At 44.7% G+C, this 26,472-nt stretch carries 15 protein-coding genes; 11 read left to right on the forward strand and 4 right to left on the reverse strand.

Annotated features, from left to right (window positions below):
• Positions 1–68 precede the first annotated feature (68 nt).
• From V513_RS02090 to V513_RS02110, 5 genes are all read left to right on the forward strand, one after another.
• A complete protein-coding gene (locus V513_RS02090) occupies positions 69–1,910 on the forward strand; it encodes an ABC transporter substrate-binding protein (protein ID WP_099771493.1) in 1,842 nt (613 codons plus the stop codon).
• A gap of 113 nt (positions 1,911–2,023) precedes the next feature.
• Positions 2,024–3,058: an ABC transporter permease gene (locus tag V513_RS02095; protein ID WP_006491453.1), complete on the forward strand. Its 1,035-nt coding sequence runs from the start codon at positions 2,024–2,026 to the stop codon at positions 3,056–3,058.
• A gap of 14 nt (positions 3,059–3,072) precedes the next feature.
• Entirely contained in the window at positions 3,073–3,954 is an 882-nt protein-coding gene (locus V513_RS02100) for an ABC transporter permease (RefSeq protein ID WP_014730110.1), read from the forward strand.
• Positions 3,955–3,967: 13 nt separating this feature from the next.
• A complete protein-coding gene (locus tag V513_RS02105) occupies positions 3,968–4,984 on the forward strand; it encodes an ABC transporter ATP-binding protein (protein ID WP_014730111.1) in 1,017 nt (338 codons plus the stop codon).
• The gene (locus tag V513_RS02110; protein ID WP_014730112.1) at positions 4,981–6,180 is read left to right on the forward strand and encodes an ABC transporter ATP-binding protein; all 1,200 of its coding nucleotides are present in this window, start codon (positions 4,981–4,983) and stop codon (positions 6,178–6,180) included. The genes V513_RS02105 and V513_RS02110 overlap by 4 nt, the downstream gene beginning before the upstream one ends.
• A 2-nt stretch (positions 6,181–6,182) precedes the next feature.
• On the opposite strand, the gene priA is transcribed toward V513_RS02110, so the two are convergent.
• The 3 genes from priA to miaB all read right to left on the reverse strand — a co-directional run bounded on the left by priA (position 6,183) and on the right by miaB (position 12,339).
• Positions 6,183–8,459 (reverse strand): replication restart helicase PriA, encoded by a 2,277-nt coding sequence (priA, locus tag V513_RS02115; protein ID WP_099771494.1) that lies wholly within the window; start codon positions 8,457–8,459, stop codon positions 6,183–6,185.
• A 3-nt stretch (positions 8,460–8,462) separates the two neighbouring features.
• Positions 8,463–9,746, reverse strand: coding sequence for a nucleotidyltransferase (locus V513_RS02120; protein WP_099771495.1), 1,284 nt, complete (start codon positions 9,744–9,746; stop codon positions 8,463–8,465).
• Positions 9,747–11,034: 1,288 nt separating this feature from the next.
• Positions 11,035–12,339, reverse strand: a complete 1,305-nt coding sequence (gene miaB, locus V513_RS02135; protein WP_099771498.1) for a tRNA (N6-isopentenyl adenosine(37)-C2)-methylthiotransferase MiaB — start codon at positions 12,337–12,339, stop codon at positions 11,035–11,037.
• 177 nt (positions 12,340–12,516) lie between these two features.
• Between miaB and V513_RS02140 the strand changes: the two genes are divergently transcribed.
• The 6 genes from V513_RS02140 (at position 12,517) to V513_RS02165 (ending at position 24,226) form a co-directional block, all read left to right on the forward strand.
• Positions 12,517–13,296, forward strand: coding sequence for a S1 family peptidase (locus V513_RS02140; RefSeq protein ID WP_099771499.1), 780 nt, complete (start codon positions 12,517–12,519; stop codon positions 13,294–13,296).
• A gap of 118 nt (positions 13,297–13,414) precedes the next feature.
• The gene (locus V513_RS02145; RefSeq protein WP_099771500.1) at positions 13,415–16,858 is read left to right on the forward strand and encodes an InlB B-repeat-containing protein; all 3,444 of its coding nucleotides are present in this window, start codon (positions 13,415–13,417) and stop codon (positions 16,856–16,858) included.
• A gap of 13 nt (positions 16,859–16,871) precedes the next feature.
• Entirely contained in the window at positions 16,872–17,654 is a 783-nt protein-coding gene (locus tag V513_RS02150; protein ID WP_099771501.1) for a hypothetical protein, read from the forward strand.
• Between the two features lie 10 nt (positions 17,655–17,664).
• On the forward strand, positions 17,665–18,723 hold the full coding sequence (locus V513_RS02155) for a hypothetical protein (RefSeq protein WP_099771502.1): 1,059 nt from the start codon (positions 17,665–17,667) through the stop codon (positions 18,721–18,723).
• A 24-nt stretch (positions 18,724–18,747) separates the two neighbouring features.
• Positions 18,748–19,188: a hypothetical protein gene (locus V513_RS02160; protein ID WP_099771503.1), complete on the forward strand. Its 441-nt coding sequence runs from the start codon at positions 18,748–18,750 to the stop codon at positions 19,186–19,188.
• Positions 19,189–19,897: 709 nt separating this feature from the next.
• Positions 19,898–24,226, forward strand: a complete 4,329-nt coding sequence (locus tag V513_RS02165; RefSeq protein ID WP_099771504.1) for an InlB B-repeat-containing protein — start codon at positions 19,898–19,900, stop codon at positions 24,224–24,226.
• 74 nt (positions 24,227–24,300) lie between these two features.
• Here V513_RS02165 and V513_RS13810 read toward each other — a convergent pair.
• Positions 24,301–26,472: hypothetical protein (locus V513_RS13810; protein WP_180274797.1), on the reverse strand; the 2,172-nt coding region annotated here is incomplete at its 5' end.

The raw sequence follows: 26,472 nt of genomic DNA on the forward strand, positions 1-26,472 counted from the left end.
ATTTGGAGGCTCCATAGATTATAATTGTAGTATCACACTCATCTCTATTTTGAAAGGGGGCAACATTAGTGAGAAAGATTTTACTGGTAACACTTACTGTACTTTTTTTGTCGTTAGTTGCGTTTGCTAGTGACCCAGACACATTTGTAAGTCTCGGTATTGGTGAACCGGAAACTCTCGATCCGCTTCACTCTTATGATACGGCCAGTGGTGAGGTAATATTGAATCTGTATGACAACTTGATTCAGTACGACGGTGAGTCTGTTACTGACTACCTGCCGATGATTTCTACAGAAGTACCTTCTGTGGAGAACGGCCTGATCAATCCAGAGGGGACCGTATACACATTCCCGATAAGGGAAGGGGTCAAATTCCACACTGGAAACGTTCTTACTCCTGAGGACGTCAAGTATTCGTTCCATAGGTACATTCTTGGTGACCCATCTGGTGGACCTCAGTGGATGATCATCGAAGCTCTAACCGGTGGTGCTCACGCAAGCGTTGAAAGCTGGTTCGAAGCTTACTCAGGTATGCCATATTCAGAAGCAGTTGATGCCGACAAGAACGTCGTTTCTGATGAGGCAAGGCAGAAACTGATTTCCTTCTATGAGGAAGTTGTAAGCCCGAAGGTCAAGATAGAGGGAAACAGTGTTGTATTTACTCTTGATGCTCCTTGGGGTCCTTTCTTGAACACGATAGCTCATTTTGGTTCTTGGGCAGCTATAACTGATTCCAAGTGGGGAATCGAAAATGGAGCATGGGACGGCAAAGCAGACGGCTGGTGGAAGTGGCATGATCTCGAGCCGCAGGAGAGCCCGTACCATAATGCGGAAGCTGGTTCAGGACCATTCAAGCTTGTAGAATGGGACTCTGCAGAAATGAAAGTAATTCTAGAGAGATTTGACGACTACTGGGCAGGCCCTGCGACGATCAAGAACGTCGTGATCTGGGGAATTGACGAATTCTCAACCAGAAAAGCGATATTTGAAGCAGGAGATGCAGATATTGCATACTTTGGCGCTCCATATCTAGATCAGGCTGAGGCTCTTGCAGCAGAGGGGAAAGCAGTTGTCACGAAGGGTTATCCGACAGCAAGTATTACTTCCCTTCACTTTAACTGGCTCGTTGCAGAGGGCAGTGAATATCTTGGAAGTGGAAAGCTAGATGGAAACGGAGTGCCAAGAGATTTCTTCTCTGATATCCATGTTAGAAGAGGATTTGCCTACTGCTACGATGGAGCCACTTTTGTAGACGAGGTATTGAATGGCCTTGGAGAGCTTGTTCCATCAGACCTTCCCAAAGGTTTCCTCGGATATGACGAAACGCTACCCCTGCCAGAGTTCAATCTCGCAAAGGCTGCTGAAGAGTTCAAGAAGGCCTGGGGCGGAGAAGTCTGGGAGAAAGGTTTCAAGATTCAGCTTCTCTATAACACAGGTAACGATGCTAGACAGACTATTGCTGAGATGCTCGCTTACTTTGTGAACTCGATCAATCCGAAGTTCAAGGTTGAGCCGCTTGGTGTACAGTGGCCGACATATCTGGCGGCTCAGAGAAACGGTTTCCTTCCGTTGTTCACAATAGGCTGGTTGGCTGACTATCCAGACCCGCATAATTTCATCGCGACCTACTATGCAAGTTACGGTGTATACGCTTCCAGACAGGGAGTTCCTTTCCAGGAATGGGCAGCTGAAAATGTTGATGCTGAAATAAGTGCAGCTGCTGTCTCTATTGACAACCAAGAGCGTATAAAGCTTTATAGAAGCATTCAGGAAAAGGTAATTGATGCTGCAATCGGTATTCCTCTGTATATGCCAACAGGTCTCAACGTTAGAGCACCTTGGGTTGAGGGCTGGTATCCTCATCTTGTAAGGTCTGGATTCTACTATTACCAGCTTTCCAAGAATCAGTAATTGAAATATCCCGTAGAGAGCCGGGTTTTTCTTGCCCGGCTCTTTTTTTGACTAGAGATATAGATTATAATAAACTATTGCCTTTGTTTTGAAGAAAGAGTGGTGATTTTCGGGTGACTGCTTACATAATCAGGAGACTTCTTCTACTGCCATTGATAATGATAGGTGTTACTCTGATTATTTTCTCTATGATCTGGGCCCTTGGCCCCGATAGGCTTCTTGCCTCTTACGTAAAGAGTCCTGAAGCTTTGAAGACTCCAGATGCGGCAGAGAGACTGATCAAGAAATACGGTCTTGATGAACCAATGCCTGTTCAATACTTGAAATGGCTTGGAAATATCCTACAAGGTGATTTTGGATACTCCATGGTTGGGAAAAAGGGAGTACTCCCGTCGATGCTTGAGCGATTCCCGTATACACTGGAGTTGACAATCTATGCAATTGTTCCTGTAATTCTTGTTGCAATATGGTTGGGAGTGATTTCTGCCGTTAACCAGAACAAATTTACAGATCAATTCATAAGGGTCTTTGCCCTTGTGGGTTGGTCTCTTCCTGATTTTGTTTTTGGGCTTTTGCTCCTTCTTGTCTTCTACTCAATTCTTGGTTGGTTTCCCCCGGGTATGGTAAGCACGGAGTTTGATCTGGTCATGAGATCAGATGAATGGAGAACAATAACAAGTATGCCAACATTTGATGCATTACTGAATGGGAGACTTGACATATTCATCGATGCATTGAGACACATTATACTTCCTGTCCTCACCCTTGCGTACCTTTGGTGGGCTTATCTACTAAGGATTACGCGTTCGAGCATGCTTGAAGTGCTGAGGAAGGACTATATACGGACGGCAAGAGCAAAAGGCGTGCCCGAAAGAACGGTTATCAAAAAGCATGCCAAGAGAAACGCTATGATTCCAGTCATTACGGTTGCTGGAGGATCGGTTATGGGGTTGTTGGGAGGAACAGTCTTTGTAGAGACGATCTTCTCCCGCGTCGGAATGGGAAGATTCCTTGCCGATGCAGCAAGTCTTCTGGATTACTGGTCGATTATAGGTGGAGCATTGTTCTTCTCCTTCATAATGGTTGTTGGAAACCTGATCGTAGACGTTTCTTACGCTCTGGTTGATCCCAGAATAAGGCTTGAATGAGGGGGAAAATGCAGATGCCGGCAAAGAGAAAGAGTGAATTTAGAAAGATCATGAAGAAATACTGGACAAACGGAACCGCGGTTCTTGGTACTTGTCTGTTGATCTTCTTCATAATCATTGCAATATTTGCCCCTCAGATAGCAGGCGTCAATGAGATGGGTGATAACTACCAGATTCCAAGAGCTTCCTGGTCATCAAAACCAATAGCGCCTTCTGCAGAACATCCCTTCGGAGTAATCGGTGGGAGGGATGTCTTCTACGGTGTAATCTGGGGGACTAGAACGGCTTTTAGACTGGGTTTGATAATTACCAGTATGGCTGCCCTTATTGGGGTGATTGTTGGCTCAATATCCGCGTATTTCGGAGGATGGGTTGACGAAATCCTAATGAGGATAACGGACATATTCTTGTCAATCCCCTTCCTCGTTGCAGCTATGGTAATGACTACGGTTTTGGGAAAGGGGCTAGATAAAGTCATAATCGCGCTGATAATCTTCGGCTGGATGAGCACTGCACGTCTCATTAGGGGAAACATTCTTCAAGCAAGAGAGGAACAATATGTTCTCGCTGCCAAGGCTCTGGGGCAGAAAGACTGGAAGATTATTATTAAACATATCCTTCCCAACACGATTTTTCCGGTCGTTGTTCAGATGTCAATGAGAATTGGATCTTATGTCATAACTGCAGCAGGACTGAGCTTTCTAGGAGTTGGTGCAGAACCGGGTTATGCCGACTGGGGAACAATACTTTCTTATTCAAGGAACTGGATGACTATGCTCGACCAGTCGTGGTTTGCCATTGTTTTCCCCGGTACTGCCATGGTGCTCTTCGTTCTTGCGTGGAATCTTGTTGGAGATGCCCTTAGGGACATCTTTGACCCGAGAATGAGAAGCTGAGGAGGTTTGAGTCATGAATGAAAGGAAAGCACTGCTGCAGGTTGAGGATTTAAGAACTTATTTCCACACAGAAGATGGAATCGTGAAAGCCGTCGATGGAGTCACATTCGACGTCTTTCCGGGTGAGACTCTCGGAATAGTCGGAGAATCGGGTTGCGGAAAGAGCGTGACATCGCTCTCTATTATGAGACTTCTTGACGAAAAGGGTGAGATAGCAGGTGGCAAGATCATCTTCGACGGCGAAGACGTCATGGCAATTCCTGAATCGAAGATGATGAAGATCAGAGGGAACGAGATGGCCATGATCTTTCAGGAACCCATGACTGCGCTCAATCCAGTCTTTACAATAGGATTCCAGATAATGGAGGCGATTCTGCTTCATCAGGATGTAGATGAAAAGAAGGCCCGGCAAATGGCCATAGATATGCTCAAGAAAGTCGGGATTCCTGAACCGGAGAAAAGGATAGATGAATACCCTCATGAGCTTTCCGGAGGAATGCGCCAGAGAGCGATGATTGCAATGGCTTTGTCCTGCAATCCTAAACTGCTCTTTGCCGACGAACCTACCACGGCTCTGGATGTGACAATTCAGGCTCAGATTCTCGAGCTGATGAAGTCTTTACAAGATCAATATGGCATGGCACTCGTGATGATTACTCACGATCTCGGGGTAATAGCCGAGATGGCTCAGAGAGTGGTGGTTATGTATGCTGGAAAGGTCGTTGAATACGCCGATGTACACACTTTGTTCAAAAATCCAAGGCATCCTTACACATGGGGGCTTATGAACGCGATCCCCAGGCTGGATGAGGACAAAGAGGTTCTCTATAATATTCCCGGTGTAGTCCCCGACCCTCTAGATTTTCCCGATGGATGCAGATTCAACACAAGATGTCCTCTCGCAACGGAAAAATGTCGAAAGGAAGAACCACCGTTGGTTGAGATAGAAAATGATCATACAGCTGCCTGCTGGCACATAGATAAACTTATCGAAACGATCAAAGTGGCAAGGGCAGGTGAGAGCGCATGAGCAACGATAACAAAAGCAAACTTCTCCTCAGAACGGATAATTTAGTGAAGTACTTTCCGGTGAAGGCAGGTGTTTTTAGAAGAGTCGTTGCTCAGGTCAAAGCTGTCGATGACGTAAGCTTCAGTGTTTACGAAAAGGAGACTCTTGGACTGGTCGGTGAATCCGGCTGCGGAAAGACCACAGCCGGTATGACTGTTCTCAGGCTTTACGAGCCGACTTCGGGAAGAATAATTGTGGGCGACGAAGACACTACCCATTTCTTTATGCCTTCTCTCAAAGCCAGAAAGTATATTAAGCAAACTTACATCGAGAAGTTTTCTGACCTTAAAGAGAAGTCGGGATCGGTCGAAGGCGCTATCAGCTCCATCGAAGACGGCTTTGACAAAAAAATGGCAGAGAAGTACTTCAAAGAATTCAACGAGGACGCCGGGGAATTCGTAAAGAGTCTTCTGGGAAACAGAGAGGAAAAGAGAAAAGCATTCAGAAGAGATGCTCAGATAATTTTCCAGGATCCCTTCTCTTCATTAAATCCCAGGATGAGAGTCAAGAATATTATTGGCGAGGGTGCGAGAATTCACGGACTCGCTACCGGCAGAGATGTTATGGACAAAGTGGCCGACATTATGACAAAAGTCGGTCTGTCAAAGGATCACATGTCTAGATTCCCCCACGAGTTCAGCGGTGGTCAGAGGCAACGTATAGGCGTTGCCAGAGCTCTCATTTTGAATCCCAGGCTCATTGTCTGTGACGAAGCCGTCTCGGCTCTCGACGTATCGATTCAGGCTCAGATTCTTAATCTCCTCAGCGATCTGCAAAAGGATTTTGGCCTCACGTATCTCTTCATTGCCCACGACCTCGGTGTCGTGAAGCACGTAAGCAAACGAGTGGCCGTCATGTATCTTGGGAAAATAGCCGAACTTGCAGACAAAAAGAAGCTTTTCGATAACCCACTTCATCCTTATACTGTCTCTCTAATGTCGGCAATTCCAGAGGCCAACCCCGAGAAAAAGAAGCAGAGAATTCTTCTTGAAGGGGATGTGCCAAGTCCCATAAACCCGCCAACCGGTTGCAGATTCCATCCGAGATGTCCAATTGCAAAGGATATCTGCTCCAAAGAAGAGCCTAAGCTGCAAGATATTGGCGGAGGTCATTACGTTTCCTGCTTTTTCCCAGGAGAACTGAAAAGAGGGTTTTAAGACTATATAATTCCGCCGATTCCGTTTATTATTATCTGGACATCGGCGGGATGTCTCTTTTGGATCTTTTCGAGGAATCCGCAATCACTATCTGAAGGAAGTTTTATCGTTATCTTCATTCTGTACGAGTTTTTAAGCTTCGAAAGCAGTGGTGTGAGAGGGCCGAAGACCTCTATTGTATCGAGTCTTTCTGCTTTGACTTCACTTAGAATCCTCTCTGCCAGCTCACCGCTCTTGTCTTCCGTATCACCGTAGCATATGATTTCTGCGATCTTAGCGAATGGCGGATTGTTTAGCTCCTTCCTGAGAGCTATCTCATCTTTGTAGAAGGCTTCGTAGTCTCTCTCGAATGCTGCTTTGATTATCCTGTTCTTCGGGTTGAAACTCTGAATGAAGGCTTTCCCTATGCCGGCTCTGCCGGAGCGTCCGCTGACTTGAGATATGTGCTGGAATGCAGTCTCGGGGCTGTCGTAACTCGGGAAACTCATCAGCCTGTCTGCATCGACCACGAGAACCATTTCAACATCTGGAAAGTCAAGACCTTTGGTGATCATCTTGGTTCCAACGATTATCTGAGACTCCTTCTTTGAGATCTCAAGAAGGGCTTTTTCATAAGCCACTGGGTTATCGATAGTCTCCCTGTCCATCCGCATAATCTTCGCTGAAGGAAAGTATTTTTGAAGATCGTGTTCGACTCTCTCTGTTCCAAAGCCCCTTGCAGAAAGCGTCATTGATCCGCAGCTGGGACAGGTTTTTGGAATAGGCTCCTTATAACCGCAGTAGTGACACTTCAGTGAATTGTCGGCCTTATGGTAGGTCATTGAAACCGAACAGTGTGGACAGGTAATCGTATTTCCGCACGTAAAGCAAACAACGTAATTTGAATAGCCCTTTCTATGAACGAAGACGAAGACCTGCTTCCCTGCCGCAATCGTTTTCTTAATCTCTTCAAGAGCCCTCTTGCTGATTATGGGATTCTTTTCTTCCTTCATATCGATAAGCTCAATTATTGGGAAGGAACCGACGGGTCTTTCGGTGAGGCTGAGAAGAATCAGTTTTCCAGATTCCGTCAAGTGATAGTGACTCACTCTTGGAGTTGCCGAGCCAAGAATTATGGGAACATTCAGCAGCTCGGCCTTCTTCATAGCGGCTTCAACTCCATCATAGTAAGGCACGCTCTGCTGATAGAAACTTGTGTCATGCTCTTCGTCAACGACTATTAGACCGGTGTTCTTCATCGGTACCCAAAGTGAACTTCTAGTACCGACAAGGATGTCAACATTTCCTTCAACTGCGTCTAGCCATATTTGCTGTCTCAAGCCTTTAGCCATATAGCTGTGGTATTGTCTTACATCTCTGCCTGGAAAAGCACCTCTTATTCTCGCGAGAAGCTGTGGTGTTAGAGAGACTTCAGGGACGAGATATAGGACTTGTCTGCCCTTATTCAACAAGTACTCCATAACTTTAAAATAGACTTCAGTTTTTCCCGTCCCGGTAAGTCCATGGAGCAGAAAGGCTTTCGATCCGCTCTCCATTATGCTCTTGTAGACCTCTTTCTGCTTACCGTTAAGTTCCGTCACTGCGGGAATCACCCAGTGAGAATCGTCTTCTTCCGTCTCCTCTTCAGTTAGAATTCCCTTAGAAATCAAGGTTTCAATCGGACTTCTGCTTTTGAGCTGCAGCTTTTTTTCAAGTTCGGAAACTTCGGCAGATTCAACGGAAAGAAGATAGTCGACTATCGTTTGCCAGAGTGGAGTAAGGTTCTGCTTCAAAAGGTCTGTTTTCAAAGAGAGCGATATGCGTCTAATTTTGCGTTTTTTCGGAGTTCTCCTTTCGAAGCTATGCATGATCTTGACGTCACGCAATGAAAGAAGCTCTGTAAGTTTTTCCTCTCCATATTGCTTAATAAACTTATCTTTCTTGGTTGGAGAGAATCCCAGCTCGTCGGAAAGCGGTACGACAAAGTCATCTACAGATAGGAGTTTTCCAGGCGGGAAGAAGAGATCGAAGACCTTTCCAGGAGGCGCGATATATTCTTTCATGACGAACTCCGCCAGTTCGAGATCCTTAGATGAGAGAAATGGCCTACCGTCCAATCTCTTGTTTATACTCTTTATCCTGTATCTCCCAGTCTTACCTTCCAGCGATACAACATAACCCACAGTATTTCGCCCAGAGAAGTTCACTTCAACCCTTTCACCTGGGTCGACTGGAGAATCAGTTCTATAAGTGTATGTGTCATAAAGTGGGGAATTCGATATCGCAACCTGGATAAGCACTGGTTAAGAATCCTCCTCATTGTATATGACTCTCGATAATAGGTCGGAGCATCTCGATCTGCTTTCGGGATATTTGAAAAGGCTTGCGTAGAACCTAACGGCTGCAAAATCCCTTTCTAGCTGAGCCTCTAAAAGATCTGCATCTATTTTCATTTCCTTCTTCAATGCTCCGTCCACGACTTTTCTCCATAGAGAAGCCGTAGTTATTATTGGAATCTTCATTGAGTGCTTTATGTTCGAAAGATGATTTCTTCCCTTTTCATTGAAGCCCAGTACTCGAATGTATTGGGGGCCGAATTCGTTGCTTTTTCTTATAAGATTATCGGTGAATCTGAAGACGGGATAATACATAAGTCTTCTTATTCTGGACAGAGTAAACCGCTTCGACTTGACGCAGTGGAGAAACTCTTCAAGGCTTCCTGAAAGGGAACACTCTCGAAATCTAGCATCCAGGCCTTCAACGAATCCGTAATAACTATTATAGTCGTCCCTTGACAAAAGTCTGTAAAATGAGATGAAAAACGATTCTACGTCCTCCTTGAATACAGGACCTCTTCCGCTTCTGATTTCCCGCAAGATTATGTCAAACGACTCTTTGGGGATAGCTTGAGAAGCGCTTTCAATGTTGCCTTTCTGAATGAGTTTTCTTATTGCCGTTGCCGATGAGAACTTGCCTCTGTGTTCTTCATCCGTATAAGAAGAGCCCACTCTCTTGATCGAGAGAGGTGCGATCTTGCTGCCAATCTCGTTAATTGCCCTTAGATATTCGACGCCAAGGATATTGTTGGACGAACCAATCTCTTCTATTCTGTGAGAAAGATTTTTATCTTCAATATGTATGAAATCCCTGAGAGCGTACTTCCTTGCGTTGGGGAACGAGTGGCCCTTCTTCAAATGCTTTTTAAGTAGATCTCTATAGTATTCCGGTTCTTCGATTAGGATTTTCGAAACTTTTTTCAGCAGTTCCGTATCATCTGTTTCGCTGCCGAAAACTATGTCCGTCACTCCAATGTGGTCAAGAGTCCAGATAGCTCCCGTGGCAAATCCACCAGCATCCTGCAAAGAATAGACCACAGGAAGCTCAACAACGAGATCGATACCCTGCTTTAGGGCTGCTTCCGCTCTTGCAAACTTCTCGACGATGGCCGGTTCGCCTCGCTGGACGAAGTTTCCGCTCATCACCGCAACGGTCACGTCGGGCTTCACAAGGTCCTTTGACTTCTCGAGGTGGTAGAGATGTCCATAGTGAAAGGGGTTGTATTCAACTACGAGACCGAGTACTTTCATATATGAACCTCCCATATACAGCGCTCGCCGGCAGCGATTCTATTCAACTACATGTTCTGCAAGGTGCAAGCTTCAAGAAGGACTACCGACTCCATCAAGAATATGAACTCCAAAAGTTCTTACCCGTCCTTCGAGCAAAGCCCAGATCCCGGATCAAGTCCGGGATGACAGTGTTAGGCGATTGCGAGAAAGTCACATTCCGTCATGCTGAATCAGAAGCCGTCCTTGGTCCTTCGTCCAGGATCGTGAACCCGTCCTTCGAAAGAGCCGCTTCACGCTTAAGAGCAAAAACCCGCTAATCGCTGCACGTCCAAGTTTTCGGTTCTTTGTCGAGGATCCCGTCATGCTGAACTTGTTTCAGCATCCCGGCGGGGCTTACGAAAACATCACATCGCGTCATTCTGAACTTGATTCAGAATCTCGCTCTCTTGTTGATGTCAGTAACGAGCTTACTTCATCGCCATTTAGAAAAAGGTCTTCTTCTTACAACTTACATCTTGGAACTTGCAACCGTTCTTTTCTGAGGACGGAGAAACGCTTAACGATCAACCAGTTTCTCTTGTTCTTTCGAATTTCTCTTGTTCTTTCGAACCCCCTACCTGCTACCACGGACCACGGTCTTCAAGAACCCAGATCCCGGATCAAGTCCGGGATGACAGTGTTAGGTAATTACGAGTACGTTACATTCCATCATGCTGAATCAGTAGCCGTCCTTGATCCTTCGTCCAGCATCATGGACCCGTCCTTCGAAAGAGCCGCTGCACGCTTAAGAGCAAGAACCCGCTGAGCGCTGCAAAGAGCCGTCCTTGGTCCTTCGTCCCAAACCATGAACCCGTCCTTCGGGAAGAACGGTTCTTCGTTTCGACGCTGCGCGTTTAGGTTTTTCGTTCTTGGTTCCTGAACCCACTCTTTCTAGGGACGATAGAGATGCCGGATCGGGATTCATCGTGACAGTAAAGAAGAAAAACTGTCATCCCGTAATGTTCCTATACGGGATCTCAGTCTTGCCAGACTCCAGACTCCAGATTCCTCTTAATCCCGTCATGCTGAACTTGTTTCAGCATCCCGGCGGGGCTTACGAAAACATCACATCGCGTCATTCTGAACTTGATTCAGAATCTCGCTCTCTTGTTGATGTCAGTAACGAGCTTACTTCATCGCCATTTAGAAAAAGGTCTTCTTCTTACAACTTGCATCTTGGAACTTGCATCTTGCAACTGATCCTTTGCTTTTTCTAACCTCTGACCACCGACCTCTAACCTCGTTCCCCTCCGCCGCCTTCACACGTCTATTTGACCATCACTCCATATAAAGGTCCTGCGGATACCCTTTCTATTCTGATCTTAACAGGTTGACCGATCAGATCAGCTTCGGCCTCGTATATTACTATCTTGTTGTTCATTGTTCTTCCGTAGATTTTGCCATTCCCTTTTACCTTGCCTTCTCCAATGACATCGATTGTTTCATTAAGATACTTTTCGTTCTCTTCCCTATTAATGTGTTTCTGAATTGCAAGGAGATCGTTTAATCTTCTCGTCTTAACTTCTTGAGGCACATCATCTTTCATCTTCTTTGCAGAGAGGGTGCCTTCTCTTGGCGAATACATAGCGAGATTGACGCGCTCAAACCTAACTTCTTTTACTAGCGACACTGTCTCTTCGTACTCTTCATCAGTCTCTCCGGGAAACCCGATAATCAAATCAGTACTGAGAGTAGCTCCTTGAATCCTATTCTTGACCCTGCCTAGTAGGTCTAAATAGTACTCCCTAGTGTAACCTCTATTCATATCTTTCAGAACTCTGTTGCTTCCAGATTGAACCGGCAAATGAATCGCGCGAGACACTTTTTCCGAGGATGCTATCACATCTATCAGTTCGTCACTGAAATCCCTGGGATAAGATGTCAAGAACCAGATTCTCTCAATTCCGTCAATCTTAACTGTCTCTCTAATCAGCTTTGCCAGGGAAGTGCCATCTCCAAGGTCCTTTCCGTATGAGTCCACATTCTGTCCGAGATATGTGATTTCTCTGTAGCCATTTACGGCAAGTTCTCTCGCTTCCGAAAGTATATCATTCATATTTCTGCTCTTTTCCCTGCCTCTGGTGTAGGGTACTATGCAGTATGAGCAGAACTTGTTGCATCCGAATATTATGGTTATCCATGCGTGATGCGCGCTTGTCCTGATTCTAGGAGTGGTTGAATCGAGTTCGTCGATAAAATCACCCATCTCAATGAATCTCTCACCTGATTCCGCTCTGCCAAGCAGTTCATCTACTCTAGTGATTGCACGAGTCCCAAATACAAAGTCAACCTCTTTATGTGTCAGCAACTCTACCGCATTTTTTTCTGCCACGCACCCACAGACTCCCACAAGAAGTCTTCCTTTCCTCTTCTTCATTGCTTTCAACTGTCCGAGTTTGCCGTATAACTTGTCTTCGGACTTTGCCCTAACTGCGCAAGTATTTACGATGACGGCGTCAGCCTCTTCCTCACTGGCAGCAATTTCGCGACCGGCTTTCGATAGAACGCCCATCATTGCTTCTGTGTCGTTGATATTCATCTGACAACCAAAGGTTCTAAAGGCTACTTTCAAAAGATCACTCCTATTCCGATATCATTGCTCAGCTAAATTGTACCTCATTAGTCGGGGGCGAGTAACCACGTTGTGTTACCATTCTAATAGGAAGAATTCACTGTCAGCATGAATCATAAATGCTGCCCAAGAGTTAGAAGGGATGAGAAATTCGGCGAATGCTATTGGAGGTGCAACATGTTTTCAGAAGCTTTTAGAATCGCGAGTCAGTTCACTAGACCTGTAGTAGTACTTACAAGAAATGGAGCGGGAGAGGTCGTCGCAAATTGCGGATCATTCATTGTGTTGAACAGAGAAGGATGGATAGTGACAATGGCCCACCTATGGCATTCTTATTTCATGTTCAAGCAACAGCACAACCAGAATAACATAGAGCCTGCGAAAAGAATCGAGAATCATTCTTTCTGGTGGGGTGGAGATGGAAAGATCCTTAAGGAGATCAGGCCATTTCCCGAGGATGATCTGGTTGTGGGAAAGCTTGAACCCTTTGATCCGGATGAGATAGTTGAGTACCCTGCTTTTGTGACACAAGATGAAATGAAGATTGGGACAAGTCTTTGCAGGGTGGGATACCCCTTTTCCAGAATTCGTGCTTCCTTTGATGAAAAGAACTCTAGATTCATCATGGATGGTAAGAGTCTGCCCTCACTTTACCCAATCGATGGAATTTACACCAGAACAGTTGAAGCACCGGCTTTCAAAGGGGCTAAAAATATGACGAAGTTCATCGAGACTTCTTCTCCCGGCCTTCTCGGTCAAAGTGGAGGTCCCATATTAGATACGAAAGGAAGAGTGTGGGGCGTCCAAAGCAGAACGGTGCATCTGCCACTCGGTTTCAGTCCGAAGGTGAGAAGAGACGGTCGGGAAATCGAAGAAAACCAGTTCTTGAATGCCGGTTGGGGAGTTCATGCGGAAAGGATAAGAGATGCCCTTGGCTCGTCTGGCAGAACTGAATGATTGCAGAAACAAACAAGAGTTAATCTCACTTTGCTTTTTGAATCAGACGGCAACATGGTAGAATATCGTAATAGCAGATATTCTTAAATTAAATATTTCCTTCAAGGAGTAGATTTCTGTGAAAAGGATTTCATCATTTGCACTGGCTATTTTGCTTGTTCTTATGCTTTTTGCCACTCAAGGTTGCTTTCTTTTTAGAAATGTAACTATTTCACTGGAGAGCGAATCACTCACGATCGGCGTTGGCGAATCAATACAGATAGAGTTCAAAGTGAAGCCAGAAGACGCGACGGTAAAATTCTCTTCGAGCGATGAGTCGGTTGCTTCAGTCTCATCGACAGGCGTTGTAATTGGTATATCTGCGGGAAAGGCAGAGATAACTATTGAAGGAACAAAGGACAAGTACAAGACTGCCGTAAAGAAGGTAAGCGTTCAAGTCGTTGGCGAGGATTATTATTCCGTAACGTTCACAGTCAGCGACTCTGGTGGAGTCATTCAGGGTGCGGAAGTGTCCTTCAATAGTGACGCGAAAACGACCGACTCTGAAGGGAAGGCACTTTTCACAGATGTGCTTGCCGGTAGTAAGGATTACTCTGTTAGCAAAGCTGGATATGATGATGCAACTGGAACAGTCAATGTAGATAGCGACGAGAGTGTCAATGTCACACTTACTAAGAAGACTTACACAATTACGGCTAGCGCAGGGAACGGTGGAAGCATAAGTCCCTCGGGTGAAGTGATCGTTGAACATGGATCAAGCAAGACATTCACTATGAGTCCTTCAGAGGATTACAGTGTGGAGGATGTTCTTGTGGACGGTGAATCCGTCGGGCCAAGAGATACTTATACCTTCAACAACATAACTTCAAACCATACAATATCTGTTAGTTTCACGACACTGCCGCCTGAGACGTATACAGTAACCTTCAATGTCACAGACTCAGAAGGAACTTTGCAGGGGGCAGAGGTATCCTTCAACGGCGAGTCGAAAACCACGGATGTTCAGGGGAAGGCCGTTTTTGTCAATGTCCTTTCAGGCAGCAAAGCATATACTGTCAGTAAAGAAGGCTACAACAATGAAACTGGAACAGTCAACGTAGATAGTGACAAAAGTGTTGATGTCACACTTACTAAGAAGACCTATACAATAACGGCCAGCGCAGGGACGGGTGGAAGCATCGATCCTTCAGGTGAAGTCATCGTCGAGCACGGATCGAGCAAGACATTCACTATGAGTCCTTCAGAGGGTTACAGTGTGGAGGATGTACTTGTGGATGGCGAATCCGTTGGCCCAAGAGCTACTTACAGCTTCAACAATGTAACTGCAAATCATACGATATCTGTTAGTTTTTCGACAATGCCGCCCGAGACGTACACAGTAACCTTCAATGTGAGTGATTCATCTGGAGCCCTCCAAGGAGCGGACGTCACTTTCAATGGCGAAAGCAAAATCACAAATGCCCAGGGGACGGCTGCCTTTACCGGCGTACTTGCTGGAAGCAAGCCGTACACAGTCAGCAAAGAAGGTTACAACAACTCAACTGAAACCGTTAACGTTGATAGTGACGAGACCGTCGACGTAACACTCACCAAGAAAACATACACCCTCACAGTGAATACTGTCGGCGAGGGGACTGTCACTAAGAATCCCGACAAGGCGACATACACTCACGGAGAAGTCGTGCAGCTCACCGCCAATCCTGCGGATAACTGGAATTTCACAGGTTGGAGCGGAGATCTTGCCGGTTCGGCCAATCCGGAGAGCATCACAATGAATTCTGACAAAACGGTGACTGCGAACTTCTCAATAGTACAGTACACGATTACCGCTTCTGCAGGAACAGGAGGTACCATAAGCCCTTCGGGACAAGTGAAGGTCAATCATGGATCGAATCAGAGCTTCAGCATAAGTGCCAATATAGGCTATGATATACAAGACGTAAAGGTCGACGGAGTTTCTGAGGGAGCCATCGAGTCATATACATTTACTAACGTGACAAGTGATCATACAATTGCTGCAACCTTCAAGATAAATACCTACACGGTAAGCGTCTCTTCAGACCCCGCGGAAGGGGGAAGTGTTAATGGAGGCGGAACATATAATCATGGTGCTCAGGTAAGTTGTCAGGCGACCGCAAATGAAGGATACAAATTTGTCAACTGGACTGAAGGCGGAGTGGTCGTGAGCGATAACTCTACGTATACTTTCAACATCACTTCCAACAGAAATCTGGTTGCCAATTTCGTCAGGGTCTATTCCGTGACATTCACAGTTAGCGATTCCGACGGAGTCGTTCAAGGTGCAGGAGTGTCCTTCAACAGTGAGGCGAAAACGACCGACTCGCAAGGGAAGGCAGTTTTCACAGATGTGCTGCCTGGAAGCAAGGACTACTCTATTAGCAAAGACGGATATGAGGATGCAACCGGGACAGTCAACGTAGATAGCGACGAGAGTGTCGATGTCACTCTGATGAAGAAGACTTACACTCTTTCAGTGAGTACGATTGGCCAGGGAACGGTAACGAAGAATCCCGACAAGGCAACCTACACACATGGTGAAGTTGTTCAACTGACTGCTAATCCGGACTCTGGCTGGAATTTCGATTCTTGGAGCGGAGATCTGACAGGATCGACTAATCCGGTAAACATAACAATGGATGAGAATAAGTCAATAACTGCTAATTTCACAATTAAACAGTACACAATTACTGCAACGGCTGGCACTGGTGGAAGTATAGACCCCTCAGGAGATGTGAAGGTTAATCACGGATCAAATCAGTCATTCACGATCACACCTTCAGTGGGGTACGATATTGAAGATGTTGAAGTTGACGGAGTTACGGTCGGTGCAGTAACTAACCATACATTCACTAATGTGACGTCGAACCATACAATATCAGCTACCTTCAAACTGAAGAGATATACAATTTCCGTATCCGCGAATCCATCTGGAGGTGGGTCGGTTTCCGGCGGTGGAACATTTGACCATGGTCAGCAGGTGAACCTGTTAGCTACTCCGAATACCGGATATGAGTTTTCAAATTGGACTGAAGGTGGTTTGGTTGTTAGTACAGACGCAGATTACTCTTTCACGGCTACAGGGGATAGAACTCTGATAGCAAATTTCGGTTTGATCAAGGGCACTATTGAAATAAGCAACTCAACTATCGACGGTTTTGGCACAATAGATATCTATGCTGAAGACTTTGGATTCAATGTAGGGGCCATTGAATATGTTTTGAGCTATGATCCTGCAAAGCTTTCAATACTTGCTATGGCAAACAATCCGGAGCTAAACTGGACTCTTCAAAACCTTTTCAAATCCACCGACGGAATCATACATTTTGTTGGTGGAGGTCAACCGGTGGATCTCTCCACAAGAAAGAAAATAGCTACGATTACCGTTTCGGAAGTCTCTACCGGATCGACTATGATCGGTTTCACAAAATACATTTACAATGACGTTGAAGTTGAAACGTCAGTTACTAACGATAGTCAGCCACCCCAGGAAATTCGAAGCCCTGATATAATACTGGTTCCGGGTAGTATCACTATTAACTAGGCAGGTGATCCGAATGAAAAGAGTAGCATACATTTCCTTTGTTCTGCTTTTGCTTGTCGTTCTTACTGGCTGTCCTCGCGTAAACAAGAAGCCAGTAGCGTCGAATGTTAGGATCACCGGGCAGAACAAAAGCGGGCAAATGCTGCATGGAGAGTATGACTTCTACGATCCAGAACAGGATCAAGAAGGAGCTTCAAAGTATAACTGGTATCGTTCAGAAAAAGCTGACGGTACAGGGCTATCATCTATTGTTCAGGCTACTTCTAGTGACTATAAACTTACAGTTCAAGATGTGGGTAAATACATTTATTTCGAAGTCACCCCAGTCGACATCAAGGGAAAGATTGGAGATCCGGTAATCAGCCAGGCATCATCCAAAATCGTTACTGGACCTTCATTCGAGATATTAGACGTTACGGTAAACAATGGAAGTCTTGCAGGCATAACTGTAAAGGGTCACAATCTAGGCAATATTGATGCTTTCGAGGTAGTTATCGAATTTGATAATAGTTATCTGACTTGCACGGGAACTGCTCAGTCTTTAGTAGGCGGATTAATGATAACAAGACAACCTGAGGACACAATAATTCACGTGGCCGTTGCCGGGTTGGAGGACATAGAAGTTCAAGACACTGAGCTCTTAAGAATCTTTTTCAACGTTCTGGACAAAGTGGGTAAGACAGAGATTGAGTTTTCCGAATATCTGAGCGAAGGTAGCGTTAGATTTAGTACAGATGTAATTCCCGAGGTTGAAGGACTAGATCTTTCTGACACCGGGATAGTAACTGTAGAGTAAGGGGGTAGAAATGAAGAGAACATTAATGATTTCCACAATCCTTATATTATTAGCAATGTTTCTGGCCTCGTGCATGAACACAAGTGTCTCAAATAGTGATGGCGTTTTTGAATTGATCAAGCGGGCGAATTACTGTGAACTTTTCGTTGCAGCGGGAATCGATGCTTTTGAGATTACGTTTTCCTCTTTTGATTTGAGCCTTGAAGATATTTCACCCCTTCAGAATATTCTGATCATTATAGGTCAGGATTCCGACAAAACCAGAATTGCCCTCTCAAGGTTTGCAGACGTTGATTTTGGAAAACCAGTCCTTAGAATCTCAAACAATAGTGCTGACATGATAACAGTTTCAGAGTTTGATACCGTTACCTTGGAGAAGAAACTTATCACATTTTCATTGCAAGAAGCTGTTTCACCTTCACTGATAGGTGATTACAACGGTGACGGGTTCATCACTCTTTCAGACTTTGCATCATTTGCACCGTCCTATGGATTCTCGACTGGTTCAGGCAAATACGACGAAAAATATGACATTGGGGCTTCTCAGAAGCAATTTATGGGCATATGGCAGAAGATATTTTCTGATCTTGGACTACCAGATGGATCGATAACTCTTGCCGATTTTGCAGTATTCGCCAACAATTACGGTTTTGCGAATCCATATCTTGGAACATGGACGTTTACCGGAGCCATTGACTACAATAGCTCTTCCTTTGGCCAGGTGGATGCAACTGGAAACGGTACTGCCACTATTGAATCACTGAACTACAACTTTACAGGCAACGTAACGATGTCATTCGAGGCGGATTACGAAGACGAAAGCGGAAATCCACTTCATTCAGAGATGACAACAACGATCAACAATGTCAGTTTTGATTTCGATAATCTTGTTATGACAATTGATGCAACCGTTGAGGATCCAACTGGTTCAGGCAGTTGGTACGACGTGCGGTTGAGAGGTGCGCTAAAAACTGTTGGGGATGCGGTTTATGCCCAAGTCCCTTCTGGGGATATCTATCTTCTGAATCCCGAAAGAAGAATCGGAACCTGGTCTGGAAGCAAACAATAAACTTCATCAAAGAAGGTGGAGGTTTTGAAGCGACTAATTTTCACAATACTAATTATCACTTTAGTTTTGCTATCTGGATGTGTTTTCAAGTCTAACCCTGCCGGGTTTGTTGAGATTGCAGGTACTTGGGCATTAGCCGGAAGAGTCGTTTACGGTAGCACAGATGTCTCTGGCACTGGAACCCTTTATATCACCAGGCAGGAGGGAAGCGATTTCAGTGGAACGGGTTGGTACTTTCTTCTGAGCGCTCCTGTGGAGGGAACGGTATCTGAAAGGCCGGAAAATTACCTAGTTATGCATGCAACTGTTAACTATGGGGGGAATGAAAGAACTGTCCTTTTCACAGGGCATGTCCTGGAGGCTGACGATGGAGTGTCAGTAGAAGATGGAGAGATCTTTCTTGATGACCTTACGAAGAAAATTGGTACATGGACTGGCGAGTGGACGCCACCTCCAGGGGAATAGACTCTGAGCTTAAAATCTAGGACACAAGACACAGCAAGTAAATCTGTTCTTTTGTTGCCAGGCTTTTCCGACTTCCATTTTTGACAAAGAACGATCAGATTTGATCGCATTATTGCAAGTATTGGAAATAGCACAAGGTGTTGAAAGGCTAGCTGTCTATAAAAGCGAAGCAGTCGATGTCTGTTTAGAAAATTCATTCCTCTAATTCCATTCATTTTGGGGCGCAAGCAGTCAACTGGGAACCAAACTTTCCTGTGTACAAGCGTATCTAATTATTCCTTTCAAAGAATTTCGCAGATCTCATGTGTGCATTCTCTGTGTGAAATCAAAAGAATGCTATATAAAATTGCCTACTCCATACAGCAAATTCATCATACTTCCTTGTTTTTGATGACAATCTAGAGTTCTTAGGAGTTAAATAATGGATGTTATAAGTATGTAAATTCAGAGTAAATAATTCTATATTTACTAAATTTGAATCTTCCCAGAAAATCATTCGTACGTCCTCCTAAAAATTATTAGTTCCTATGATCCCCTCAATAATGTGTATCTTACTTAGAATGTATTGAAATATATCGAATTTCGTATTCTTAAAACCTAATCATATGACTACATCATAAGAATAGATCAAATTGATAATACTTATGAATAAATCGTATATAATATTCCTGTACACCCGGTTTTTCCTAAACCGTCCGGAGGAGATCTTATGAGGAGATACAGGAATACAATTCTAATAAGCGTTTTACTTTTCATAGCCTTGATCTTCAGCAGTTGCGTTCCCAGAGTGAACCTATTCACTGTGGAGGTTGTTTCGAAGCCCGATGCAATTTCGATTGCCCTTCTAAAAGACATCGAACAGGCGAGTTATGAAGCTTCAGATATCCAGAAAACCCCGCTGGTTCTCAACCTTAAACCTCAGGAGACTGTCGTCGTAAAAGTTATAGATGAAGAACCACTTGAAGAAACTGATGTTCTTCATGTTTTCGATAGCTGGGCTGACGGATCTAAGGCGAATCCAAGAGCAATTACGGCCGATTCGAATAAGAAACTGGAAATCAAGACAGTGAAGAATGTTAGGGTCTCAATATCAACGAGCCCCAGAAATCTTGTCGAAATCGTTGGAAGCGGTTTTTATCCAGTTGATACGGAGCTTGATTTGACCGCACCTTCTGAAGTTGGAGATTATCACTTCGCTTATTGGAATATTGATGGAAGTAGAGAATACAATCAGGAGCTCTCTTTGAAACTCGATGGACCAACGAAGATTGAAGCTGTCTATGAGAACAGACCTCTAAGAACTCTCGAGATTGATTCACAACCCACCGGACTGAATATGAGTGTGGATGGCCAGGAAATTCTCACCCCCTACTCTATCAAGTCTGAAGAAGGGGAATCACACACAGTTGCCTTTCTTCCTCAGGAAAGGGATCTTAGTAATCTCGTGAACGGTACAGACACTAGATACTCCTTCAAATCCTGGAGCGATGCTAGTACAAGTAATCCCCGTACGGTATTGCTGAATAGTGATCTGTCTTTGAATGCAATCACCGGAATTGAATATCTCACTGTGACTTCTACGGTTCCAGAAGGAATAGGTGAGTTTTCTAGTGCAGCCTGGAAGACGGCTGGTTCTTCAGTCTCTTACGTTGCTCCCGAAGTCCCGGACTACGTCTTTTCACACTGGGAAGTCGATGGCGAAGATGTGCTAACTAAAGAGCTTTCTTTGATCGTTGATTCACCGAAGAGTATTGTTGCTAACTACAGCCTCGTAGGACATGTGCTTTCTTTAGATACCGACCCCTCGGGACTGGAAATTCTTATAAACGATAAGACTTTTACTGCGCCCGCTTCTCTGTCTGGCAGTTATGGTGACCTTTTTACTGTCGAAATACCCGAACCTCAAACAAGAGATGAATCGGAGTTCGTTACAGGAATAGACGCGCGTTACACATTTGGCAGATGGAACGATTCGATAGAGACTAACAAGAGAACGATAAAGCTCGACTCAGACAAGTCATATACGGCGACAATGGAAATCGAATACCTCGTTGAAACGGATACAATGCCTGAAGGACTTTCAGAAATCCCAGGGGCAGGATGGAAAGCCAAAGGCTCTTTTATTTCTTACGAGTCAAATGATTTAATCGAATACACTTTTTCGCACTGGGAAGTTAACGGAGAACGTGTAGACGGAGAGATTCTTGATCTGGTGGTTGAGAGACCAATGAAGATCATAGCTGTCTACAAGAGCAGGGAAGAATCGACTCTTGAGGTAGCGTCCAATCCCGAAGGTCTTGTGTTTAGCCTTAACAACGAAGCCTATTTCGCTCCGAAGAGTTTTGTCTTCGAAAGCGGGACCTCCATCGATGTTTCCTTCCCAGCTTCACAGGAGAAAGACAACAGTGAACAGGTATCGGGAAATGATACAAGATTCCTTTTCTCAAAATGGGCAGATGGATTGGCTAAAAATACCAGAACTGTTGAATTAACCGAAGATACCAGACTTGAAGCAATTGCAAATACAGAGTATCTAGTGCAGGTGTCATCGGAAACCGCTCAAATCGGAGGAACTGGTTGGTACAGAAAGGGCTACTCTCTTAATATAACTGCGCCAGAGGTTTTAGGATATAGATTTGTTTCCTGGAGTGTTAATGGAACCAAAGCAGTCGGAAATCCCTTATCTGTAACCGTTGATTCTCCGAAGAAGATTGTTGCAGTCTACGAAGAAGCAGTTGTCAGCAACAAGACTCTGACTGTTTCAACTACCCCTGAAGGACTGCTTGTCAAGATTGATGGCAACCAAATGGTTTCCCCATGCCAGATCACTGCTGTAGAAGGATCCTCACACTCGATATCCATGATTACTCCTCAAGAGAAGGACATTTCAACACAGATTGCTGGTAACGATGCCAGATATGTCTTCTCCGGGTGGAATGACGGAAGTACTGTAACTACAAGAACTATAGAACTGAACTCCAACCTTTCTTTTGTTGCGGCTTTCGGTGAAGAATTCAAACTCGAGGCAGTGACCCAACCCTTCGGTATAGTTCAGATTGGTGGCGCAGGATGGTATCGCGATGGCGAGAAAGTTTTGTTGAATGCTGCAGCGGTGGAAGACTACAACTTCCTTCACTGGTCGGTGAACGGAGTGAAGGCAGGAGAGAGCTCAACTCTGGAGTTCATCATTGATGAGCCGACGGTAGCACAGGCAGTTTACAATTCACTTCCAACGATTTCCCTTGAAGATCGAGAGGTTTTCAAAGGCGGAGTATTGGAGTTGCTGCTAAGCGAACATTCGGCAGATGCGGATGGTGATACGCTCTCTTACTCGCTATTATCCGGTCCTGGAAGTATTACGGGCGGAATCTATTCAGTTGACACGAGTGAACTGAATGCGGGAGTTCACGAGATCACAATAGAGGTTAGCGATGGCAGAGGCGGGTATGCAGCGGATGGATTTACGATAACTGTGACAGAGCAGAACAACCCGCCAGCCGTTCCGGGTTCACCATCGCCCGCAAGTGGCTCTGTCGATCAGGAGTTATCCATAGAGCTTTCCTGGACTTGTTCAGATTCAGACGGCGATGCTCTTGTCTTTGACATTTATTTCGGTTCTTCTTCAAGTCCGGAAAAAGTTGCATCAGATATCGTAGCCAATAACTGGCAGTCTACGAACCTCAGTGAAGGGGTCACATACTACTGGAAGATCGTTGCAAAGGACAGCAAGGGAGCTACTTCCGAAAGCTCCGTATGGAGCTTCTCGACGAAGAATTCCCTTCCGGCTGACGGGGTCGACAAGGTAGGGCCCGTTTACTTGGGCAATTTATTGCTTATAAGCAACGAAAACCCAGATTGCTATTCTTACGAAAATACGGGTTCCCTGTCTGAGGATTTCGTTCAAACAGCTTCTTTACCGGACGACCTTCCTCTGGAAGCTTATGCTATGAATCCAATCCTTCCGGAGCCAGAGGGTTTGACACTTGATAAGCTTGTAAAACTCGGGGACAATTTTGAGATTGCAGCGGTTGGAAGCACATCGGAATTCTGGGTCTATAACTTCAAGACTAATACCACCGAGAAACTAACTGCAACTCTTCAGTATTCTGGATCTAAGTCTGAGATTTGGGTTGAGAATACGGAAGAGATAGGTCAGCAACAAGCCCAGCAGCTTGGTAGCGAGTTTGACGATAGTATATATCCACTTATTGCTAATTACTTCTACAGTCCTTCAGATCTTGACGGAAACGGTAAAGTGAAGATCCTTTGCTTCGATATACAAGATAATTTTGAGACGACTGGCTCGTATTATGCCGGTTACTTTAGCTCGGGTGACCTGTTTAATCATTCAACATCAAACATGGGTGAAATTTTCTACGTTGATACTTATCCGTCAATGCACTATCCTAAGACAAACCCAATTGATGTTTCCAGATCTTTCTCCACAATTGCACATGAGTTTCAACACATGGTGAACTACAACAGAAATGTTCTTGTTGAAAAGGGTTCCACAATGCCAACATGGCTAAACGAAGGGTTATCTTTGGCTGCTGAACATCTTAACTCTGGTGTTCTTTCCAGAAGGATCTCGTACTTCAATAGTTCTCCTAGGATCCGAGACGGACACTCAGTTCTGTATTGGGGTGACAATGGAGATACTCTATCCAGCTATGCTTTATCATATATCTTCCTTCAATACATAAGAGCTCAGGCAGGCAATGATGCAATATTCAGAGATATTCTTCTTAGCAATGACAATTCATCAAATGTGATAGCTTTTGCGTTAACTAAGTATGGTGTCACGAAATCCTTAGGCGAAATTCTTACTGATTTCAGGATTGCTCTGGTTCTCAAAAACGGCTCAGGACCCTATGGCTTCCGAGGCGACGGTGATTTCAACTCAATAGCGGTTCAGTTCTATTCTGGAGGATCAAAGGATCTCAGAGGGGGAAGTGCTGTTTACAAGTCAATCAACCCGAGTTTTACCGATCCGGAGAATTCAGGCGATTCTATAGCATATGTAGGGATAACGAAATAGAGTTTAGATTGATTATTATGACTAGCAAAAAAAAGAGGGCTAGTTCTAGCCCTCTTTTTGCTTTTGCAGCTAACCTACGGCAGTCTCAAGAACCCATTATCATGTGTGCCGTCAACATAGTTCTGATTAATTGCGTCAAGAACATCATTCAGTTGTGAAGCGGTAAATGAACTTCCTAACCCAGCCAAATACCTGTTAGCCTCGGCAAGGACCTCAGCAACTGTCCAGTCTTTGAATGTTCCAGTCACAATAACCAAATCCTTAAGATTATAGGAGCTGGTACAGAAATTCGGGTCGTACAAATCAAATCCTACACTGAGAGTCAAAGCAACTGCCTGACCTGCAAGAACTCCTGCACTAGTTTCTGGTGGGTCTTTATAATTCTGATCTAGCGACCCTGATGTTCCGCCCGCAGGCAAGAAGTTCTCAATCGATGCTGAAGTTGTGAAAATAGCTTTATAACCAGTTGCATCACCAATTACCAGTCCACTGGGGAATGCATGAGAGAAATTCGCATCCCTATAAGCTCCAGGATTATTTCCTGAGGCGGATGAACCCCACCCACCTTGAGTTTGTGTCCTGAAACCTCCTTCGGTAGGTGTGTAGATTGTCACTGTAGCATCATCTGTTGCGTAATAAACGTTTCCCGTGTCTTCTTTGTATAGTGTCGCAATATTGTGAAGAAAATACGGTGAATTTTCGAAGTCTGCTGAGTAATTAGTTATATCGACTGGATAGTTAAAAGCTGCTTCGCCATTACCATCTAAATCGCTGCTATCGATATGTACTCTCCAGTTAAGAGGCGTGCTCACAACAGTAAACCCGTGTAGCTCGAATTCGCTTAGATTAGTGAACTCATCCCCAAGATATGCACTTTCATTAAGATAATCTGTGGAAGTTGGGCTTTCGGGAATATCAGATGTACTGCTGTCTGTGTCTGAGTAATCAGTCACAGCTGTTCCGGTAGCGATTACAGTTACTGATACTGGACTGCTCAAAGAGGATCTAACAAAGGTGAATGTTCTATCAACTGATTCGCCCAGGTTTAGACTGACTGAATCTGAGGCTGAAATCAATGTCTTTGTTTCCCCGTCAAATTCAACCTCCAGAAGCACTTCAGTAAGAGGAAAATCACCAACATTTGTAGCAGTAGCAATGCCAGTGATAGTGTAAGTGGCGGTTCCTGTTGTTTGACCTTCTATACGGGAAACAATTAACGAATAATCGAAACTGGCAGTTTGGCCATCTGCAAGAGTTGCATGTTCCGGGTAAACTGATTTTTCCAGATCCCATTCATATGGAATCTCGTTTGTCCAAAGAACTTCATGAGTTACTGATGCGTCTATCGAACCGGTTTCTACACTTGGATCCGGAACAATTATTACTACAGTTTGTGAGTCGTCTTTTTTCTCCTTTGTATCTTTCTCAGTGAGTGTAGCATTGTTTGTCAAGAAATAAGTGCCTTGATCCGCTTCGATATTTTCTATCCTAATGCTGTAAACGTATTTAGTGTTGGTACTTATATCTGTGGGCCAAGAGGGGTGACTCACAATATCAGTTATGCTAAAACCGGGTACTGGATTTCCGCTAGCATCTTCGATATTGTCCAAAAGATCATCTACATTTGCTTCTTCATCGTACTTCTTTGTGATGTTTGGATAATGAGATCCCGAATGATCACTCGTGTCCTGCGTGGGGAAAGGGCCATCTGCTTTGACATAAGCGGTGACCCTGTAGAACTTGCCTTCTATCGGTGTAAAACCAGGTATTGAGAAAGGATATGTATGTTCTTCACCACTAGAGAAAGAGTTCTTGGAAGAAGTGTCAACCGAGACTGTAGCTCCTTCTGTACTCCAATCGCTACCATTAATACTTGATTCAAGCTGCACATGGATTTTCAGGTTATTAGCCATAGTAATTCCCGTGCTGGTAAACAAGACTTCCACCTCTCCGGTTAGGCTATGAACATCAGAGCCTGAAGCGACGGGAGTCTCAAGCCTTGTGGCGGAAAGTGTATAGACAAATGTCTGAGAAGCTCCTTGAGTAAGCGTCACGCTATCAGGAAGAACACGCTTTTCGAGCTCCCAATCATACTCAATTTCCCTGTTCCATACAATTTCGTGCGTTGTGGTGGCTTGAAGGGTTCCTGAATCCTCACTTCCCCCAATCACGATAATCTGCACTATGGCATCGTCAACTCTCTCATCTTTTGTGTCTGATTCGGTAAGAGTTGCCGTGTTTGTCAA

This window comes from Mesotoga sp. H07.pep.5.3 (genome assembly GCF_002752615.1).
GTDB classification, from domain to species: domain Bacteria; phylum Thermotogota; class Thermotogae; order Petrotogales; family Kosmotogaceae; genus Mesotoga; species Mesotoga prima.

Coding starts and splice junctions, on each gene's coding strand:
- V513_RS02140 (WP_099771499.1), top strand. CDS start 12,517: ATGTTTTCAGAAGCTTTTAGAATCGCGAGTCAGTTCACTAGACCTGTA.
- V513_RS02100 (WP_014730110.1), top strand. CDS start 3,073: ATGCCGGCAAAGAGAAAGAGTGAATTTAGAAAGATCATGAAGAAATAC.
- V513_RS02150 (WP_099771501.1), top strand. CDS start 16,872: ATGAAAAGAGTAGCATACATTTCCTTTGTTCTGCTTTTGCTTGTCGTT.
- V513_RS02155 (WP_099771502.1), top strand. CDS start 17,665: ATGAAGAGAACATTAATGATTTCCACAATCCTTATATTATTAGCAATG.
- V513_RS02165 (WP_099771504.1), top strand. CDS start 19,898: ATGAGGAGATACAGGAATACAATTCTAATAAGCGTTTTACTTTTCATA.
- V513_RS02110 (WP_014730112.1), top strand. CDS start 4,981: ATGAGCAACGATAACAAAAGCAAACTTCTCCTCAGAACGGATAATTTA.
- V513_RS02120 (WP_099771495.1), bottom strand. CDS start 9,746: ATGAAAGTACTCGGTCTCGTAGTTGAATACAACCCCTTTCACTATGGA.
- V513_RS02105 (WP_014730111.1), top strand. CDS start 3,968: ATGAATGAAAGGAAAGCACTGCTGCAGGTTGAGGATTTAAGAACTTAT.